The organism is Mucilaginibacter lappiensis (assembly GCF_900155965.1).
GTDB lineage: Bacteria > Bacteroidota > Bacteroidia > Sphingobacteriales > Sphingobacteriaceae > Mucilaginibacter > Mucilaginibacter lappiensis.
Map to the genome: position 1 here is coordinate 67,152 of NZ_FTMG01000007.1, position 20,461 is coordinate 87,612.

Here is a 20,461-nt window from a genome sequence, read left to right on the forward strand (position 1 = left end):
CAAATATAAGAGAATAATTGGCTGAGCCGAATAGCTATATCACGCCAAAGCAGGGTTAACTACAGGTAAAATCTATTTCAAATAATTACTTATTTTTTGTACCTTGAACAAAAGCCAGTATTTTGCACAACAGCGCCTATGAATTTTTTATCGCATTATTACTTTGATCGTGATATAAACAACTGTTACCATATATTAGGTATCGTTTTGCCCGATCTTTTAAAAAATGCTGATAAAAACATCATTCTTCACCCCGAAAAACTACAGCATACCGATAAAAACATCAATTCCATCATTGCCGGCTGGAACAAACACTTGGCCGTCGACCGTTATTTTCACTCATCTGACTTTTTTGCTACCCATTCGCACCAATTAAAAAAACAATTGCTGCCTGCTATTGAAGGTTCGCCGGTAAAACCGTTTTTTTTGGGTCATGTAGCATTGGAGTTGATTATCGACAACTTGCTGTTGACCACCGGTAAAATACAGGTTGAAGATTTTTATACTAACCTGGCTACTTGCGAAACAGCAGCGATCGACGAGTTTTTAATCTTTTCGGGATTAGCCGACAGCAGCGTTTTTTTAAAATTCTATGCTGACTTCAACCGCAGTCAATATCTGCATACCTATGCCGAAACACACCAGATAGCCTATGCCTTAAAACGTATTTGCATGCGCATTTGGCGAAATCCATTTACTCCAGAGCATGAGGCACAAATGAATGAGGTATTGAGTGATTACCGCGACTACCTGCTTCCCGATTTCATGTCGATATTTGAAGAAATCACTAATAAACTGATTGCTATTTAACAGCAAGGATACCATTTAACCTATTGTTAAAACTCATCTACCCAAGCCTTTTTCCGACTTTAAATGGTAAAAACTCCATGACAAAGGCCTTGTTTATATCAAAAAGCCTTAAATATCAGCAATTAACATTTAAAAATTCTTTTATTTAATAAAATTATATACCTACCTTTGCAGTCCCAATTAACAAATTGGGAAAAGGAGAAAAATTATTTAATGGCAAAAAAACAAGAAGCAGAAAAAGAATTAAAAGCGAAAGAGGCTGAACTGGACACAGTTACCGCATCTGGCGAAAAAGAAACCATTGAATCGGAAGCTGATTCAATATCTATCGAAGAGATCAAATTAAAAATTGCAGCTACTCCAAGTGCGGATTTCGACTGGGATGCAGATGACAAAAAATTTGGTAACTATACCGATAGTGACCGTGAGAAATTCGAGAAAATGTATGATGGAACGTTCAGCTCTATCACCAAAGGCGAAATCATCACCGGTACCGTTGTTAATGTTAACAACAAAGATGTGGTACTGAACGTAGGATTTAAATCAGACGGTTTAGTTTCAGTATCAGAATTCCGTGATACACCTGATCTGAAGATCGGTGACACAGTTGACGTATTTGTAGAGTCACAGGAAGATGCTAACGGTCAGTTAGTACTTTCACGTAAACGTGCAAAAACTCAAAAATCATGGGAGCGCATTAATTCGGCCCTTGACAATGATGAGATCATCACTGGTTTTGTGAAGAGCAGAACTAAAGGTGGTTTAATTGTTGATATCATGGGTGTTGAAGCCTTCTTACCTGGCTCACAAATCGACATCAAACCTATCCGTGATTACGATGTGTACGTAGGTAAAACAATGGAGTTCAAAGTTGTTAAGATCAACCACGAGTTTAAAAATGTAGTGGTATCGCACAAAGTGCTGATCGAAGACGATTTGGAAAACCAAAAAACAGAAATTGTTGCACGCCTTGAAAAAGGACAGGTATTGGAAGGTACCGTTAAAAACATTACCGACTTTGGTGTATTTATTGACCTTGGTGGTGTTGACGGCTTACTGCACATTACTGATATATCTTGGGGCCGTATTGAGCATCCACGCGAAATTCTGGCATTGGATCAAAAAATCAACGTTGTTGTGCTTGACTTTGATGACGAGAAAAAACGTATTGCTCTGGGCTTAAAACAATTAACTCCTCACCCTTGGCAAAGCCTTTCTGAAGATATTCAGGTTGGTTCAAAGGTTAAAGGTAAAATTGTTACCGTTGCTGATTACGGCGCATTCCTTGAAATCATCCCTGGTGTTGAAGGTTTGATCCACGTATCAGAAATGTCATGGTCACAAAACCTGCGCAACCCTCAGGAATTCCTGAAAGTTGGTGACGAGATCGAAGCACAAGTGTTAACACTTGATCGCGAAGAACGCAAAATGTCATTAGGTGTTAAACAATTAACTCCTGATCCATGGCAAAATGCTGGCGAGAAATACGCTATCGGCACTCAGCACATCGCTACAGTTAAAAACATGACCAACTTTGGTGTGTTTGTTGAACTGGAAGATGGTATTGACGGCTTAATCCACATCTCTGATCTTTCTTGGTCTAAAAAAGTAAATCACCCTAACGAATTCACTAAAGTTGGTGAAAAACTAGACGTGGTTGTTTTAGAACTTGATATCGAGAACCGTAAATTAAGCTTAGGTCACAAACAGCTGGAAGAAAACCCTTGGGATACTTTCGAAACCGTATTTACCATTGATTCAATTCATGAAGGTACTGTATTGAAAGTAACTGACAAAGGTGCTATCGTAGCTTTACCTTACGGTGTTGAAGGCTTTGCGCCAACCAAACACCTGGTTAAAGAAGACGGTAAATCAGTAAAAGCTGAAGAAACCGCTGAATTCAAGATCATTGAATTTAACAAAGAGAACAAACGTATCGTTATTTCACACTCACGTATATGGGAAGAAGCTCGCGCTGACGCTCGTGTACAGGAATTTGAAAACCGCAAAAAAGAAGCAAAATCTGCTAGCAATGCGGTGAAAAAAGTGAAAGAATCAGTTGAAAAATCAACCTTAGGCGATCTTAGCGTATTAGCTCAGTTAAAAGAGCAAATGGAAGGTGCTGAAAACAAAGCCCGCAAGGCTGCACCAGCTAAAAAAGCTGAAGGATCTGAAGAAGAAGCGTAAGCTTTAACTGAAGCAATATTCTCACAAAGCCCTTCCGAAAAACGGAAGGGCTTTTTTGTTACCTCACCCTACCCTCTCCAAAGGAGAGGGTTCTTTGTTTTATATTTACACCATGACCGGAGAAACCAATCTTACCACCCTGCTTAAAAACATGACGCCCGTATTAAATGAAGGTGATTATGTTTATTGTACAGTATCATCCCTCCATACTATTAATACAGCCCATATTTTAGGCCTTTTTAAGGAGTCAGAAGGATTTACCGTTATTCTTAAAAAAGAAGTTGCCGATCAGCTTCAATTGGAGTATAGTTATATAGCCGCATGGATAACCCTCACCGTACATTCCTCATTAGCCGCTACCGGGTTAACAGCTGCATTCGCTACAGCACTGGCGCAGGAAAATATAAGCTGCAATGTGGTTGCCTCCTACTACCATGATCATATTTTTGTGGCGAAAGAAGATGCTGATAAAGCGATGGTAGCGCTTAAAAAGTTATCAAATCCATAAAAGTCTCCCCTTTCGGGGGAGATTTAGAGGAGGCTTTTCAAAACTATTTACTATTTTTGCCCAAATCCACCCATACGATGCAAAATCTTACACTGCTCGACGGACAAAAATTTCAGATCACCATACAACGTTTATGTCGCCAGTTGATTGAAAATCACGATGATTTTTCACAATCGGTACTCATTGGTATCCAACCCCGGGGCATATACCTGGCCAAACGCGTAGCCGAAGAACTCAGAAAAATATTACCCGGCAAAAGCATTTTACAGGGCGACCTGGACATTACCTTTTACCGCGACGATTTTCGAAGGCGCGAATCGCAACTGGTACCTAATCAAACCAAAATAGATTTTATTATTGAAGGTAAAAAAGTGATCATGATGGATGACGTGCTTTGGACCGGCAGAACCATTCGCGCCGCTATGGATGCCATGCAGGCTTTTGGTCGCCCGGAAAAAGTGGAACTACTGGCTCTGGTTGATCGTCGTTACTCACGCCATATACCGGTATCAGCAGACTATGTAGGTATTGAAGTGGATTCCATCGCATCGCAAAAAGTGGTTGTTAGCTGGAAAGATACCGATGGCGAAGATAAAATTGTGCTGGTATCTGAAGCAGCGGAGTAATATTATTTCGGAATTCGGATGTTCGATTTCGGATTTATTAAGAATTGATTTTTGATTTAAAAACTTGGATAAAGCAGAATTAAAACGAAGAACACAAAGATTTGCTATAGATGTCATCAAATTTATAGAAAGCCTTCCTCGTAAACGTTCGCTTGATGTTTTATCAAATCAATTAATCAGGTGTGCAACATCAATTGGTGCAAATTACAGGTCGGCATGCAGAGGTAAATCAACCGCCGATTTTATTAATAAAATAATTATAGTTGAAGAAGAGGCTGATGAATCCATTTATTGGTTAGAGTTGATGGAAGAGTCGGAGCTTGTTAATTCAATTGGTATAACCATATTAAAAAAGGAAGCCAATGAACTCACAGCCATATTTACCGCCATAGGTAAAACGGCAAGAGAAAAACAGCGGCTTAATAAATTAGAGGTAAAAAAATAAATTTCAGAATCGAAATTCAGAAAATAATAAATCCGAAATCGAACATCCGAAATCCGAAATACAAAAGAAATGGCAGGACTAAGCACAAGGCATTTATTAGGCATAAAAGATTTGAACCGGGCAGATATCGAACTGATATTTGAAACTGCCGATACTTTTAAATCGGTTTTGAACCGGCCGATCAAGAAAGTGCCTTCTTTGCGCGATGTAACCATTGCCAACATATTTTTTGAAAACTCCACACGCACCCGTTTGTCGTTTGAACTGGCCGAAAAACGACTTTCGGCAGATGTGGTGAATTTCGCGGCATCCTCCTCTTCGGTAAGCAAAGGCGAAACACTGATTGATACGGTAAATAATATCCTGGCCATGAAGGTGGATATGGTGGTGATGCGCCACCCTTATGCCGGTGCAGGTATCTTCCTGTCCAAACACGTCAAAGCTCAGATTGTAAACGCCGGCGACGGCGCTCATGAGCACCCTACCCAGGCCCTGCTGGATGCTTTCTCCATCCGCGAAAAATATGGTGATGTGGCGGGTAAAAAAGTGGTGATCGTAGGTGATATACTGCATTCACGCGTAGCGCTTTCCAATATACTTTGTCTGAAGCAGCTAGGCGCCGAGGTAATGGTTTGCGGTCCTACCACACTGATCCCTAAATACATTGGCTCCCTGGGTGTAAAAGTCGAACACAATTTAATCAAGGCCCTCAACTGGTGCGATGTAGCCAATATGCTGCGCATACAGCTGGAGCGCCAGGACATTAAATATTTCCCTTCCCTGCGGGAGTACACCATGCTTTTCGGCCTCAATAAAACCATCTTAGATTCGCTGGATAAAGAGATCACGGTAATGCACCCCGGCCCTATCAATCGCGGTGTGGAAATCACCAGTGACGTGGCCGACAGTAAGCAATCTATCATTCTTGACCAGGTAGAGAACGGTGTAGCCATACGCATGGCCGTGCTGTACCTGCTGGCCGGGCAAACGCCTTAATGATACGATAAACGTTTAATTTCTTAGCCCCATTTATATAACAATGCTTGTTATCAGCGTTGATAATCAAAGTAAAATGATAAAGTTTAAGAATGTTTGCTGTTTATCCCTTTTTATAGTATTTGTAATTCACTCGGCACCTGCACTTGCCCAAAGCCGTCAGCAGGTAAAAACAGATTCGGTTTTTGCACTGGTACAAAAGTTTTTTAATGCGCAAAAAGCCGATTCGCTTTACGCCCTTGGCGGCGAGTTATTCAAAAAAACATTAACCCCCGAAGGCTTCCGGTCGGTGGCCAACCAGCAACTTTTCCCTATGGGCGATATTAAAGGTTCGTCACTTGTTAGTTTCGTCAATAACAAAGTAAGTACATATAAACTGATATTTGGAGCGGTTACCTTACAGCTGCAAATGAGTCTTGATCAGGACAATAAATTGGATCTTTTCCTGTTTCAACCATTTACCCAGGTAACTGCCGACAAATTAAATCAGGCCGCCTCAACCAATAAGCTACTAACCTCCATGGATAAAGTGATCGAATCCGCCGTACGCCCGTACATTCAAAAGGCCAATACTGTTGGTTTAAGCGTAGGCGTTTTAAAAGATGGTAAAATAACCACTTATAACTATGGCGAAACTACCAAAGACAACAAGCAACTGCCTACGCTCCACACCATTTACGAAATAGGGTCCATCACCAAAACGTTTACCGCCACGCTGCTGGCTTATTATGTAAACGAAGGCAAAGTAAAACTAACCGATCCTGTCACCAAATACCTGCCCGATTCTGTCGCCAAAAACCCAGAGCTAAAGTTGATCACGCTGGAGTCGTTAAGTAATCATACCTCGGGTTTGGCCCGCATCCCTGACAATCTAGAGGCTAATGCAACGGATGAGCTTAATCCTTATAAAGACTATATCAAACAACAGCTATTTACCTACCTCAAAACCTGTAAACTGAACAGTCAGCCGGGCGAAAGATATGATTACTCCAATTTAGGTGTTGGCTTGCTGGGAACCATTTTGTCAAAAGTAAGTGGTGAAACATTTGAGCAGATGGTGGCCGATATCATCTGCCGCCCCCTGGTGATGTCGAGTACTACACAGCGTTTAAGTCCGGCCCGGTTAAGCAATTTTGCAACCGTTTATAATATTACAGGCAACGAGACCCCGGCCTGGAATTTTGACGTTTTAGCCTCCTGCGGGGCGCTGCATTCATCTGTAAATGATCTGCTGGTATATGCGGAAGCCAATATGAATCCGGCCGCTGACAAGCTCGGGAAGGCCTTTGAGTTAACCCACCAGATTACCTTTAGCAAAGATGCCAAAATGGGACTGGCCTGGCACATAATTATTGTTGATGGTGTAGAGTATTACTTTCATAACGGGGGAACCTATGGCAGCAGCAGTTTCCTGGCATTCAACGCGCAAAAAAACCTGGCGGTAGTGATACTTTCCAACTCGGCCGAAAGTACAGATGCTTTAGGCGTTAAAATGCTGCAGCTTCTGCAAAAGTAAGATAGGACTAAGGCATTAATAATCAAGCCATTCTATCTGTTAACCTGCTTAAACCTCAGGGTCCTCTACGAGTTTAGGTTAACCCATAAAATCTAAATGCGCACCGAATAAGGCTTAATAAGTAAGTTTATGATTAGGAGACTCCGCTGGAGTCCACTATTTCTTCAAATTTTGCCTATAAACACGTGGCCCCGCTGGGGCCGATAATGTTTTATAGTGTAAACAGTATGCCTGACGTGCTATTCGGCCCCAGCGGGGCCACGTGTTTATAGTCCTAAAGTGCACATCAATAGGCTCCGTAGGTGCCTCCTATTGGAATTTTAGGTTAGCGAATTTTGTGGGTTAACTTTAATCTACGAGGGACCCAAAGGGGACGAAAGAGACAAACAATCCGGTCTTGCCGAACTTGAGTTTGAGCATCTTAGATATACAAGGTATACAGCAGAACATTAACTAAATTTCGTTCCCTCAGGGTCTTAAAAGGGAACCTGAGGAGACGAAGTTCGGTTCTATTATTAAAAACCGATGTCATTTCGAACGAACAGTGGGGTGGAATCATGCTTTGGGTGAGGAGAAATCTTTTGCGCCATGCATTACGGCTTGTCGCTCGTAAAAGATTTCTCCTCGCTCCCTCTCATTACCTCTGCTGCTCGTTCGAAATGACACTGCTTTTTGTAGATCACACAGAGCAAATCCAGACACACAAAAAAACATCCCACCTTGCTACTGCAAAGCGGGATGCAAACAAAAGTAATCAGTCAACTGAATTAACTCAATCCTTATCCTATCAACTAATTATTTATCTTTTACTGTTGATCCGTCCCTGATCTCGTCCGAAGCTACTTTTACCAGTTTATCATCTGGTTTCAGGTCGCCGTAAACTTCCATCATGTCGCCCGATGTTAAGCCTTTTTTGGCGTCAACCCATATTGCTTTATGGTTTACCACCTTAATTACAAATACCTTTTCGGTAGAAGTGTAAACAGCGGTTTTAGGCACCACATAGGCACTATCGCCACCAGGCAGCGGTACGCTTACTTCGGCAAACATGTGAGGCAAAAGTTTTTTGTCTTTATTGTATACGTCCATTTCTAAACGCTCAGATCTTAGCTTTTCATCCAAAGCGCCGGCTAAACGTTTCACCTGCGCTGTAAATTTTTGGTTGGGCAATGCTTTCACCGTAAAATCCACTTCGCTTTTGTTGCTTAATGAACCTGTAGAGCTTTCTGGTATAGATACTACCAAACGCAACCTTTTCTGATCCTGCAGGGTAAACAGCGGATCGGTACTTTTACCACCCGGGCCTACATAGGCACCCAAATTCACGTTACGACTGGTGATAACTCCATCAAACGGAGCGCGTATTTCCAGGTAAGCCAGGTTAGCACCTACCTCTTTATAGGCAGATTTTGCAGCTTCCACATTAGCCAAATCTGAATTTTTCTTGGCTTCGGCCTGCTCCAGGTCATTCTGTGATACGGTACCAGGAGTTTTGCTGGTGCTTACCAATCTGTCATAAGTAGCCTTACTGGCATAGTAAATAGCCTCTTGTTGTTTTATTCTGGATTGTGCGCCTGCTAATTGCGAGTTGATTTCCGGTGCTTCCAAAACTACCAGCAATTGCCCCTGATGAACTTCGGAACCGATATCAACTAATAGTTTTTTCACATAGCTGTTCACCTTAGCGTACAGGTCAACCTGTTGGTAAGGAATCAGCTCGCCGGGAATAGTAACCGAGCCGCTCAACTTTCCTTTTTTAACCGCAACCAGTTCAACCGATGGGGTTTCCACCGCTTCCTGTTGTTGCTCTTCGGCACTCTCTTTTTCTTTTTCTTCTGAATGACACGCACTCAGGAAACTTACAGCTACCGCCAATACGGCAAGCATAAGGATCGATCTATTTTTAAGCTTTTTCATGATGATGCAAAGGGACATAAAATTTACTTTCTTTATCTTCTGGGTCTAATGATACTGATTGTGTACTGGCATTACCTTGTACCCAGGCAAAAACCAATGGTAATATTAACAGGGCTGCAAATGTTGAAGCAATAAGTCCGCCAATAACCGCGCGGCCAAGCGGCGAGGTTTGGTCGCCACCTTCACCCAAACCGGATGCCATCGGGATCATACCTACAACCATCGCTAAACTGGTCATTAATATAGGGCGCAAACGCAAAGCTACAGCTTCGCGGGCGGCTTTCAATGCGTCGCCGTTGTGTTTACGTAATTCTTCGGCATTGGTGATCAGTAATACCGCGTTGGATATGGATACACCTACCGACATGATCATACCCATGTAGGATTGCAGGTTGAGTGTTGCCCCGGTTATTTTAACCAGCAGTAACGACCCGAACAATACCGCCGGCACCGTTGACAATACTACAAACGACATCTTGAACGACTGGAAGTTGGCTGCCAGCATCAGGAATATCACGATAATAGCTACCAACAAACCTGATTGTAAACTATCCAGCGTATCGGTTAGCGTTTGGCTCAAACCGCGCATTTCTATAGTTAAGCCGTGCGGCAGTTTACCAATGGATTTAATAGCTTCCTGCACATCGTGCGTAGCCGTGCCCAAATCTTTTTTGTTGATATTGGCTGTAACAGACATGGTTGGTATGGCACCAATATTATCATCTTCGCCGTTAGCTATGCCGGTTTTTACATCGGCCACATCACCTAAGGTTGGACGTGACTGATTAGCCAGTACAGGGATCTCCTTTACATCGTTCAGGCTGGCCATTTGATATTCAGGTACCTGTACCTGTACCAGGTAGCTTAGCCCGGCACGTTCATCAATCCAGTTGTTTTTTTCGGTAAACCTTGATGATGAGGTAGAGGCAATCAGCGAGCGGGAGATGTCATTTAAACCCACACCCAGTTGTGCCGCCCTTTGCCTGTCGATAGTAATATCTAACGACGGATAATTGAACGACTGACCTATCTGTGCATCGCGTAGATATTTGATCTGTTTTAATTTATCCAACACCTTGAAGGCATATTCCTGGTTTTGTTTCTTGTTTTTACCAGTCAAAGCTACCTCTATCGGTGTAGGCGATCCCTGGCTCAGAATCTTATCCGTTAATTCTATCGGCTCAAAAGAGATCTTTATGCCGGGCATTCTTTGCGCTATAGAATCTCTGAATTTTTCTTTCAGATCGTCCAGGTTCACTTTATAATCTTCGGTTAAGCTCACCTGCATCACCGCTTCCTGCGGACCAGCCATGAACATATATATCGGGTTGGTGGAGAACGATGAAGGGTGTGTACCCACCATAGTGGAAGTAATAGCAATGTGGTTTTTACCTACAATGTTACCCAGTATACGTTGTGCTTTTACTACCTCTATCTCGGTACGCTCCAAACGGGTACCATCCGGAGCACGTAAACGTACCTGGAAGGTTCCGGAGTTTACTTTAGGCAATACGTCACGGCCGATAATATTCAGGAGTAAAAAGGCTAAGCCACAAGCAGCAATAACATAAACAGTTACCAGGATTTTCCGGTTAGGCATCATCCTGTCCATCAGGCGCATAAAGCTATCCCTGAACCTGTCAAAACGGGTTACTTCTTTACCGGTATGTTCCAGAGCCCTTTTCATGGCTTTTTCTTTTTGCTCCCATGGCTCGCCTTCATCTTCCAAAGCAAAACCATCAGCATGGCTGTGATCTTCGTGTTTGTTCACCATGATCCAGTTGGCCATGATAGGTACAAAGGTTTGCGCCAGGAAGTAAGAAACAATCATGGAGAAACCAATGGCCAGCGCCAGCGGCAGGAACAATGCTCCCGGTATACCTTTCATGGTAAAGGCCGGTGCAAATACAGCCAGGATACAAAACAGGATCAGCAATTTAGGGAAAGCGATCTCCTTACAGGCATCCCATATAGCCAAAGCCTTAGGTTTACCCATATCAAAGTGCTGGTGAATATTTTCGATCGTCACCGTCGACTCATCCACCAGGATACCAATAGCCAGCGACAAACCGCTCAGCGTCATGATATTGATCGTCTGCCCAAAAAGCGAAAGGAAAAATATAGCTGATATAATACAGGTTGGAATAGTTAATATTACGATGAGTGCCCCACGTTTATCGCCCAGGAACAACAATACCATTAAACCGGTTAATACCGCGCCTATAGCGCCTTCTTCGGCCAAACTCTTCACCGCGTTAATTACATAAACCGATTGGTCAAACACGAACGACAATTTCACGTCATCCGGAACCAAAGCCTGGAAACGGGGCAATGCTTTTTTCAAATTCTGAACCACATCCCAGGTGGATGCTGTGGCCGATTTGGTAATAGGCAGATAAACCGAACGCTTTCCGTTGATAAGCGCATAACCGTTGGTGATATCCGCACCGTCTTCCACGGTGGCTACATCATGTAAAAAAACTGTTTGTACTCCATTTTTGTATAATGGGATGTTACCAAAATCGGGAATCTTTTTAATGGTGGTGTTTGATGGGGCCAGGTAGTTATAGTCGCCTATACGTACGTTACCTGCCGGGGTATTCTGGTTGTTTTCGCGTAAAGCAGCCACGATCTGGTCGGGTGTTAAATTATGCGAGCGTAACAATCCGGGATCTACCTTGATTACCACGGTACGCTGGTTACCACCAAAAGGAGCCGGTGCCACCAGGCCGGGAACTGATGTAAATGCCGACCTTACGTAAACCAACGCAAAATCAAGCAACTCGTTGTTGGATCGGGTTGGGCTACTGAGCACCAACTGACCAACCGGTAGCGTGGAGGCATCAAACCTCAAAATAAACGGAGGCTGCGAGCCCTGCGGGAATGCCGACTGGGCCCTATTGGTGAACGCCGTGACCTCCGCCGCGGCCTGTGCCATATTAGTACCTTCGTAAAAAGTAACTTTGATCAGTGTTAAACCCTGTACATTTTTGGTTTCGATGGTTTTTACACCCGAAACAAAAAGCAGCAGGTTCACATATTGCTTACCAAAATAAGCCTCCATCTGGTCGGGGGTAAAACCTCCGTAAGGGTGGGATATATAGATAACCGGCAGGTTAAGATCAGGAAAGATATCTATCTTGATAGTACGTACCGCATTGACCCCGAAAAAAAACAGTCCGGCAACTATAACCAATATGGTAATTGGTTTTTGTAGCGCCCCTTTGATCATTCCCATTATAAATGTGTATTACTGTTATTAAAAATTAGCCCCCTCTAAATCTCCCCCGGCAGGGGAGACTTTTTTTAAAAGCCCTCCCTACCGGGGAGGGTTTGGGTGGGGCTACTGTTATTAAAAATTATTAATGAATATGCCAAAATCGCCTGTAGCTGCCGATTTAAACAGCAGGGCCTGCCATACATTGTTTAAGGCAATGTAACGGTCAACCTCGGCACGGTTCAATGTATAAAGAGCCTGGGTAAAATCAACAATGTTGGCCAGTCCGTTTTTATATAAGGTATACTTCTGCTTATAAGCATCGCTTGCGGCCGAAACCTCAACCGGTACCTCGCGGTAATTTTTCAAAGAGTTACCGATACGGGTTTGCGCCAATGCCAGCTGTGCTGTCAGTTGCTGCTCCACCAGGTCGTAATCATTTTTAAACTGCTCCGAGGTATACTTTTGCGACTGTACCTGGTAATGTACCCTGAACGGACTGGTAATGTTCCAAACCATGGCCACGCCAAACAGGTAGTTGTACCGGGTTGGATTGGCACCGGCACCATAACTGCTGTTAACACTGTTAGGGTTGGTGGTATAATCATAGTTAAAGCCAGAGCCCCTGCCCTGGTAAACGCCAAACAAGGTAAATGTAGGGTAACTGAAGGTTTTTAAATACTTGGCCTGTTCATCGCTTACGCCAATTCGGTTTTGCAAATAACGTAACTGCGGGTGATCTGCCAGTTGCACGGAACTTAAAGCTTCGAGCGTGGTAGGCAGCTTGGTAACAAAAGCGCTATCCAATAAGAAATCCTGCGCAGGGATACCCAGGTACACCGAAAGCTGGTTGCTCTGATCCTGCACGGTTTGCTCCGTATTGGTCAGTGAAATTTTGGCATTGGATACTTCCGCGTTGGCTAAAGCCGAGTCAACACCCGGGTTCAGACCGTTCTTTACACGGGCAACTACCACCTTTTGCAGGTCTATGGCCCGGTTTAGGTTATCCTGCTGAGCTTTTGCCAGTTGTTGGGCCGCCAGTAAATTTAAATAGGTACTGGCCACGCGCACTTCATGTTGAAATTGTTCTTGTCCCAGGTCGGCCTGTTCGCGGTTAACGATGTTCTTTTGAACTTTGATGCGTTCATGTGATTTGCCAAAGCTGAAAAAATCCCAGCTTACGTTACTTAAATACAATGAACCGAATGCCGCGTTCCAGTTTTGATTAGCCTGGGCCGGGCCTGATGATGCTACGGATAAACCACGGTAACCATACAATGGTCCGTTTTGACCGTTGGCCGTTCCGTAATCCTGTTGTGCCGAGATGCTTACATCTGGTAAATATTCTGTACGTGTTTCTTTTAAGTATGCCTTAGCAGCGTTTAACTGATTAGCCTTGGATTTGATGGTACCGTAATTAGCGAGTGCCATTTGTTCAGCATCTTTGATGTTTAAAACTTTTTGCTGAGCCTGAGCCTGGTAGACAAATAAAACACCTAAAAACAGAAGTAGTTGTTTTGAAGGTAGATTATACATATTGTGTATTTTATACACGGCAAAGGTAGGGCTATAGGATGTATGAAAAAAATGAATTAATTTTGTCATAATCATTAGTAAAATTCATAATGAATATAGCACTCCACCATTTCCGCTTAGTTGATACCATATCAAAAGAGGGAACTTTAACTAAAGCAGCCGCTACGCTTCACCTTACCCAGTCGGCACTGAGCCACCAGTTAAAGGAACTGGAAAAAGAGCTGGATATCGAAGTTTTTCATCGCGAAGGCAAAAAATTACATTTGTCTGAGATTGGCTACCGATTTTTGCGCAGTTCCGAGAAGATCATCGCCGAAATACGGTCGATGGAAGAGGATATTCGCAATTACAAGAACGGCAAAACCGGCAAGCTGAATATCAGTATGCAGTGCTACACGGCTTACCACTGGTTGCCGGGAGTTATCAAAGATTTTAAAAGCCAATGGCCCGATATTCAAATCAATATTGTATCAGATGCAACCCGCCGCCCGCTGGAGTACCTGATGCGCGGCGATCTGGACCTGGGCATTGTACGCACTCAAATGATAAATACGAAGATAACCTATGAGGCTATTTTCGAGGATCGCCTGAATGTGATATTACCAGCCGATCATCCGCTGGCCAAAAAAGACGTGATCAATATCTGCGATTTTCAGGATCAGGATCTCATATTGGCCCTTTACGATCCCAGCTATCAGGATACCCCACTTATTGAAACCCTGATACAGGATCAACACGTAAAACCCAAAACATTAAACCGCATCCACTACACCGATGCTACCATCGAAATGGTAAACGCCGGTTTAGGCATCAGCGTAATGGCCGATTGGATAGTGAAACCTTACCTGGCCAACAGAAATGTGGTAGCCAGGCCCCTTCACCATAGTGTAGCCAAAAGAACCTGGTACGCCGCAACCTGCAAGGATAACCCGGTGATACAAAATTTCCTGGCCTGCTTAAAACTCTATTTTGCCCAGAACCAAATGTGCATGGAAGACGAACATTTTGAAGAATTACTGGAACTACAGGTGGTGTAAAGACCTTCTAATAATCGTGACAGAGCGTAGACGACTCACCGCGTCTGCACTCCGCTGGACGCCCCTCTCTCCCGCTTCGCAGCAAAGAGGGTGGAGAATTTGTGTGTTTTTCCTTTTGTTTACGATCATTCTCAAATCCCCTCTTTCCGCCGCAGGCGAAGAGAGGGTGACCAAGCGCAGCGATGGTCGGGTGAGTCAAGTGGTCTCCATGCCCTTCCCTCAGCATTACCCCTACACCAAAGGCACCATCAAGCCAAACCACCTCCCCCAGCAGCAACTGGATAAACAGGTGGAGGTATTTTATGACCAGTGGAAAAAACGGTATGTAAAACCCAGCTGTAGCCCCGGTCAATACTACATTTGGTTTGAAAGAAAAGGTAAGGAATGTGTATCCGAAGGTCAGGGTTATGGTATGATCATCACCGTACTGATGTCCGGGTACGACAAGAACGCCCAAAATACTTTTGACGGTCTTTACCAATATTACAAGGCCCATCCGGCTAAAACATCACCCTATCTCATGGCCTGGGCACAGGTAAAGGGCTGTAAAGATCTTGACCGCAGCACCGCTACCGATGGGGATATGGACATTGCCTATTCTCTGCTGCTGGCCGCCAAACAATGGGGCAATACCGGGAGCATCAATTATCTGCACGAGGCTCAAAATAGCATTGCGGCTATCATGCAGCATGAAATCAACCCAAAAACTTATTCTGTTTTACTAAGCGACGCTATTGAATACGATAGCGCCGACTACTTTGACACCCGTTCGTCCGACTTTATGCCGGCGCATTTTAAAGCCTTTGAGGCCACTTTACATAACGGCAAGTGGAAATCAGTAACCGATAATACTTATCGCCTCATTGCCACCATGCAGGCCCAATACAGCCCGGAGGCAGGCCTGGTGCCTGACTTTATCCGCAGTGTGAATAAGGCACCTCATCCGGCGCAACGCAATTACCTCGAATCGCCCTATGATGGTTTTTATAACTATAATGCCTGTCGTGTACCCTGGCGCATAGCCAGCGACTATTTGTTATATGGCGATAAACGGGCTAAAACCTTCGCCGATAAAATAAACCACTGGATCAGGGAAACCACCAATGGCAATCCCGATAATATTTCGGCGGGATATACGCTGGCCGGCAATGATATCAAAGGGCGATATTTTGAAGCACTAAGTTTTATAGCCCCCTTTGCCGTATCGGCCACGGTTGATTTAAATAACCAGCATTGGCTCAACAAACTGTGGGATTACCTAATAGCCTTTAAGCTAAAAGATTACGATTATTATGACAACAGTATTAAAATGCTGGATATGATCATCGTTTCGGGCAACTACTGGAAAGCATCTTGATATCGGATATCGGATATCGGATATCGGATGTTCGATTTCGGATTTAAAATTCTGATTATTAAAAATTTAGAGCTTAGAATTTAGTTTTTAGGATTTAGAATATTCGGTTTTAAGATTTAGAATTTCGATCTTAGTGTTTAGAATTTTAGAATCAATGGAACAATACGAGAAAATGTATTTGTACAAACGAATAGTTCAGGCAAAACTATTCATCGACAGTCATTTCTCCGAAAATATCGACGTTTCCAACATTGCCGATGAAGCCTGCTTTTCGAAATATCACTTTATAAGACTCTTTAAATCCATATACGGCAAAACACCCCACAATTATCTCACAAAGGTGCGGATAGATCAGGCCAAATTATTACTAACCGAGGGCAAAGCCATCATAGATGTTTGTTTTCAGATAGGTTTTGACAGTCCTACCTCATTCACCGCGGTATTTAAAAAACTAGCTGGTAAAACCCCTTCTGCCTTTCAAAATGATCAAAAAATAAAGCAGCAGGCTATTCGTGTCAACCCGCTGTCGGCCGTTCCTAATTGCTTTGCAGAATCTCATGGTTACATCAAAAAATAGCAATTTTCAAGAGGTGATACTGTAATTCATTACCCATGTTTGTATGGTAAACCAATACATACAAAAAATGATCACCAAAGTAACGCATATGTGCATTTATGTTCTGGATCAGAGCAGCGCATACGATTTTTATGTAAACAAACTGGGTTTTAAAGTACACACCGATGCCCCTATGGGCGAAGGCGCCCGGTGGCTAACCGTAACCCCGCCCGAACAACCGGAGCTGGAAATAACCCTGTTCCTGGTTGCCGAAGGCGGTATGTTCGATAAGGAAACCGTAGGTACCATGACACACCTTATCAAAAAAGGAACGTTCGGGGCGGCAGTATTTACCTGTCACGACCTGCTGGCTACTTATGAAGAATTATCGGCAAAAGGAGTGGTATTTAAAAAGGTGCCAACAAAAGAGTTTTATGGCTATGAAGCCTTGTTTACAGATGATTCGGGCAATTGGTTTTCACTCGCACAAATTGAATCCTGAGCTATGAAATCGATCTTTGACCAGGAAACAAGGGATGAACTCATCAACAGGGTGAATTCATTGAACATCGATAGTAAAGCTCAATGGGGCAAAATGAATGTATATCAAATGGTAAAACATTGCACGCTTTGGGAAGACATGATGCAGGGCAGGCAAAAATATAAGCGTCCGTTTATCAGTCACCTATTTGGCAAAATAGCGTTGCGGAGTGTAATGAAAGATGAATCACCTTTGAGGAGAAACACCCCTACTCTTCCGGAGCTTCGGATTTCGGGTGATGGCGATATGTTTCCGGAGAGAACGAAATGGATTTCTAAAATCCAGGATTACGCTCATTTTTCCGATCCCGGTCTTATACATCCTTTTTTTGGCACCATGACCGAGGAACAGATTGGATACATGGTTTATAAACACGTGGACCATCATCTACGGCAGTTTGGGGCGTGAAATAATGTATATTAATTGATACCTGATAAAATTGCCCGGTTCCAGCCTATAGGTGTTCGGATAATCAAAAAAAGTGGGAGACAGTGCGATTCCCCTCTTGAGAGTAATAGCCCATCATTAAACAATTGCCTAAAAAGGGTGTCATGCTGAGCACCGTCGAAGCATGGTGGGCAGGCCTCTACGCACGCCCTTCGACGGTGCTCAGGGTGACAGCCCCTCCTTTTGTGATATTATTGATGTATTATTACTCTCTTGAGAGGGGTGTAGGGGTGTGTTTCTCTACAATTGGTTAACCTCACCCCTGCCAATGCACTATCCCGCGCCTCTCAAGAGGGGAACTTAATCCCTAACATCTTTTTTGCACTACTGACATAGGGCTGTCACGCAACCCGCTGTTCTTTGTTTCATGAAACAAACAATTCCCTCATCAAACAAAGAGCTGCCGGTACTTTCTTTTAAAACCTCCGGACAATGGGAAAAATGGCTGGAAAAGAACCATGAAAACACAGATGGCATCTGGCTGAGAATATTCAAAAAGGATTCGGGTATAAAATCCATAAACTATGCCATGGCCTTAGATATTGCCCTTTGCTTTGGATGGATAGATCGGATTAAAAAAAAGCTGGACGAGGTATCTTATATTCAAAAATTTACGCCAAGAAGGACCAGAAGTGTTTGGTCGTACCGGAACACGGAGCACATCCAACGACTCATCACTAGCGGAAAAATGCGGCCGCCGGGTATTGCGCAGGTAGATATGGCCAAGGCTGATGGTCGCTGGGAAAAAGCTTATGCCCCGCAACGGGAGATGATTATTCCGGAGGATTTTATCAAGGCGCTAAACAACAATAAAAAAGCTAAAGTCTTTTTTGATACCCTCAACAAGGGTAACCTTTTTATCATATACTACCATTTGCATCAGGCCAAAACAATGCAAACAAGGGAGAGGAGAATTCAGCAGTTTGTGGCTAAGCTGGAACAGGGAGAAGTATTAATATGATTAGTTTTAGCTGTAACAAATTTATTTTCGCCAATTGTATAAACCCCTCCCTGCAACCGCACCAGCCAAACGCGCCCCTCCCGAGGGAGGGAATTGAAATTTAACTGATCATGAATTAAATCTTAAAAGCCAGGGCTTCGTGTGATTCCTTCCCTCGGGAAGGGGAGGAAGGGGTTTCTCTACCATGTCAATTTATATTTATGCTCCGGATCGCCACCGCTACACCTTTTCCACTGGTTAAGGCTGCTTCTACAGTACCCATGGCTGTGCCTTCATAAAGATATTCGCCAGTGAAAAACAGCGTATCGTCTACCGGGGTATTCAGGGTATGGCGACAGGCAGCCGCATTAACGGTATCATAGGCGTATGAGCCCCGCGTAAATGGCTTGGCTGTCCAGTTGATCACCTGCCAGGTCTTAAGTCTTTGCCTCAGTTCATCTACCCCCAACCGGAAAATATTGGCTACCGATTGCAGACTCTCCATCAATATATCCTCATCGCTCATCTCTTTCTTCGCTCTGGCCTCGGGCCCTCCTATCCAGCCGGTAAATACGCTGGACCGTTCGGGAAACTGTGTCCACCAAGTAGGTATTTCTTCCTGTGAAAGCAGGTAGCCCATATGGTCAAGGCTCCGGCCAATGCGTATTTCGGTTTCTTCGCTGTACCAAAAAGGCTCGTCAAACTCCAATAATATTTTGATTACCGCGCCAAAACCCATGTGTTTTATAGCTTCCCGGTGTGCTTTAAGCTGCGGATGAAAAGTTATGGCGCCTGCTTGCCCTTCACTGGCCTTCAAAACACCAAGTGGTACAGCCAGTATCATCTGTTGGGCATGGTAGGCTGTTCCATCAGCTATGATGGCGCTCACCTTTCCGGGTTCCCAGTAAATATCTTTTACGATAGCATTTAGCAATATCTCGCCGCCATTGACTTTACATGCACCGGCCAGGTAATTCAACAAACTCACATATCCTCCTTCTACACGATGCTGGGCACTGTCATCATCGCTTTGCCATTCCTTCCTTAGGGCGAAGCAACTGGCTTTCTTCGGGTCACCGGTATCATAGCCCGACACAAATTGCCGTACCGAGGTCCTCATCCTGTCGTATTTATCACCGGAAAACTCTTTCGACATAAACTCATCGATACTGATATCCTGCTGCAGGCTGTTCAATTGATCGATGAGCAGATCCCAATGTTCAATAAATGATTCATCTTCCAAAAATGCGCCTTGATCGTACTGCACCATTTCTGCCGAAGCGGAACGATACTTAATACCGGCCTCATTTAGCAAGCCGAGCGTAACGGGCAAGTCGCCGTGTACAAACTCGGCCCCCAGTTCTGTATATTTCCTGGTACTGGCATCGTATTGCGTATATATCCGCCCACCGATACGGTTATCCGCTTCCAGTACTATTACTTTTTTACCGGCATTGGCCAGTTCACGGGCAGCCATCAATCCAGCGGCACCAGCGCCTATGATCAGTATATCAGCAGTGTTCATTAATGTATTTTGCGGGCAAAGTTAGGTTTTGTATCGATGATGGCAATAGATCGGTTTCGGTATCCCTCCATTTGTTTTTGTCCATAAATTTTCGTACTTTTATATCTATATAACGGCCCGGTTTTCTTGTAAAAAGAGAGAACCGGGCCGTTTAGTTAAGCCCCAAACAAGGCCAAAAACTGACCGTTTGGAATGTAGTTATTTGATAGCCAAGTGTTTAATACTTTTTAAAGTTTAAAAAAAGCTTCAAAACTGTGTTAAAATTTGTTAAAAAGTGTTAAAATGAAGGTTTTTCGAGCA

Annotated in this window: 17 protein-coding genes; 13 read left to right on the top strand and 4 right to left on the bottom strand. The window is 43.7% G+C overall.

Annotated elements, in window-relative coordinates:
• Positions 1-138 precede the first annotated feature (138 nt).
• From BW976_RS14660 to BW976_RS14690, 7 genes are all read left to right on the top strand, one after another.
• The gene (locus BW976_RS14660) at positions 139-810 is read left to right on the top strand and encodes a hypothetical protein (protein WP_076374066.1); all 672 of its coding nucleotides are present in this window, start codon (positions 139-141) and stop codon (positions 808-810) included.
• Between the two features lie 213 nt (positions 811-1,023).
• Positions 1,024-2,997: a 30S ribosomal protein S1 gene (gene rpsA / locus BW976_RS14665; RefSeq protein WP_076374067.1), complete on the top strand. Its 1,974-nt coding sequence runs from the start codon at positions 1,024-1,026 to the stop codon at positions 2,995-2,997.
• Between the two features lie 112 nt (positions 2,998-3,109).
• Positions 3,110-3,505 (top strand): ACT domain-containing protein, encoded by a 396-nt coding sequence (locus tag BW976_RS14670; protein WP_076374068.1) that lies wholly within the window; start codon positions 3,110-3,112, stop codon positions 3,503-3,505.
• 77 nt (positions 3,506-3,582) lie between these two features.
• Complete coding sequence (pyrR, locus tag BW976_RS14675; protein ID WP_076374069.1) at positions 3,583-4,131, top strand: bifunctional pyr operon transcriptional regulator/uracil phosphoribosyltransferase PyrR; 549 nt, start codon at positions 3,583-3,585, stop codon at positions 4,129-4,131.
• Positions 4,132-4,195: 64 nt separating this feature from the next.
• Positions 4,196-4,576: a four helix bundle protein gene (locus tag BW976_RS14680; protein WP_076374070.1), complete on the top strand. Its 381-nt coding sequence runs from the start codon at positions 4,196-4,198 to the stop codon at positions 4,574-4,576.
• Between the two features lie 69 nt (positions 4,577-4,645).
• A complete protein-coding gene (locus BW976_RS14685; RefSeq protein WP_076374071.1) occupies positions 4,646-5,572 on the top strand; it encodes an aspartate carbamoyltransferase catalytic subunit in 927 nt (308 codons plus the stop codon).
• 76 nt (positions 5,573-5,648) lie between these two features.
• Positions 5,649-7,088, top strand: coding sequence for a serine hydrolase domain-containing protein (locus BW976_RS14690; protein WP_175614111.1), 1,440 nt, complete (start codon positions 5,649-5,651; stop codon positions 7,086-7,088).
• 795 nt (positions 7,089-7,883) lie between these two features.
• On the opposite strand, the gene BW976_RS14695 is transcribed toward BW976_RS14690, so the two are convergent.
• The 3 genes from BW976_RS14695 to BW976_RS14705 form a co-directional block, all read right to left on the bottom strand.
• Positions 7,884-9,005 (bottom strand): efflux RND transporter periplasmic adaptor subunit, encoded by a 1,122-nt coding sequence (locus BW976_RS14695; protein ID WP_076374073.1) that lies wholly within the window; start codon positions 9,003-9,005, stop codon positions 7,884-7,886.
• The gene (locus tag BW976_RS14700; protein ID WP_076374074.1) at positions 8,992-12,243 is read right to left on the bottom strand and encodes an efflux RND transporter permease subunit; all 3,252 of its coding nucleotides are present in this window, start codon (positions 12,241-12,243) and stop codon (positions 8,992-8,994) included. The genes BW976_RS14695 and BW976_RS14700 overlap by 14 nt, the downstream gene beginning before the upstream one ends.
• A 114-nt stretch (positions 12,244-12,357) precedes the next feature.
• The gene (locus BW976_RS14705; protein WP_076374075.1) at positions 12,358-13,758 is read right to left on the bottom strand and encodes a TolC family protein; all 1,401 of its coding nucleotides are present in this window, start codon (positions 13,756-13,758) and stop codon (positions 12,358-12,360) included.
• 89 nt (positions 13,759-13,847) lie between these two features.
• On the opposite strand from BW976_RS14705, the gene BW976_RS14710 reads away from it, so the two are divergent.
• From BW976_RS14710 to BW976_RS14735, 6 genes are all read left to right on the top strand, one after another.
• Entirely contained in the window at positions 13,848-14,795 is a 948-nt protein-coding gene (locus BW976_RS14710; RefSeq protein WP_076374076.1) for a LysR family transcriptional regulator, read from the top strand.
• 16 nt (positions 14,796-14,811) lie between these two features.
• Positions 14,812-16,152, top strand: coding sequence for a family 8 glycosyl hydrolase (locus BW976_RS14715; RefSeq protein ID WP_175614112.1), 1,341 nt, complete (start codon positions 14,812-14,814; stop codon positions 16,150-16,152).
• Positions 16,153-16,306: 154 nt separating this feature from the next.
• A complete protein-coding gene (locus tag BW976_RS14720) occupies positions 16,307-16,729 on the top strand; it encodes a helix-turn-helix transcriptional regulator (protein WP_076374077.1) in 423 nt (140 codons plus the stop codon).
• A gap of 67 nt (positions 16,730-16,796) precedes the next feature.
• The gene (locus tag BW976_RS14725; RefSeq protein WP_076374266.1) at positions 16,797-17,210 is read left to right on the top strand and encodes a VOC family protein; all 414 of its coding nucleotides are present in this window, start codon (positions 16,797-16,799) and stop codon (positions 17,208-17,210) included.
• A 3-nt stretch (positions 17,211-17,213) separates the two neighbouring features.
• The gene (locus tag BW976_RS14730) at positions 17,214-17,657 is read left to right on the top strand and encodes a DUF1569 domain-containing protein (RefSeq protein WP_076374078.1); all 444 of its coding nucleotides are present in this window, start codon (positions 17,214-17,216) and stop codon (positions 17,655-17,657) included.
• A 406-nt stretch (positions 17,658-18,063) separates the two neighbouring features.
• Positions 18,064-18,657 carry a YdeI/OmpD-associated family protein gene (locus BW976_RS14735; protein ID WP_076374079.1) on the top strand — a complete coding sequence of 198 codons (594 nt, stop codon included), beginning with the start codon at positions 18,064-18,066 and terminating at the stop codon, positions 18,655-18,657.
• Positions 18,658-18,844: 187 nt separating this feature from the next.
• On the opposite strand, the gene BW976_RS14740 is transcribed toward BW976_RS14735, so the two are convergent.
• Positions 18,845-20,161 (bottom strand): flavin monoamine oxidase family protein, encoded by a 1,317-nt coding sequence (locus BW976_RS14740; RefSeq protein ID WP_076374080.1) that lies wholly within the window; start codon positions 20,159-20,161, stop codon positions 18,845-18,847.
• Positions 20,162-20,461 lie beyond the last annotated feature (300 nt).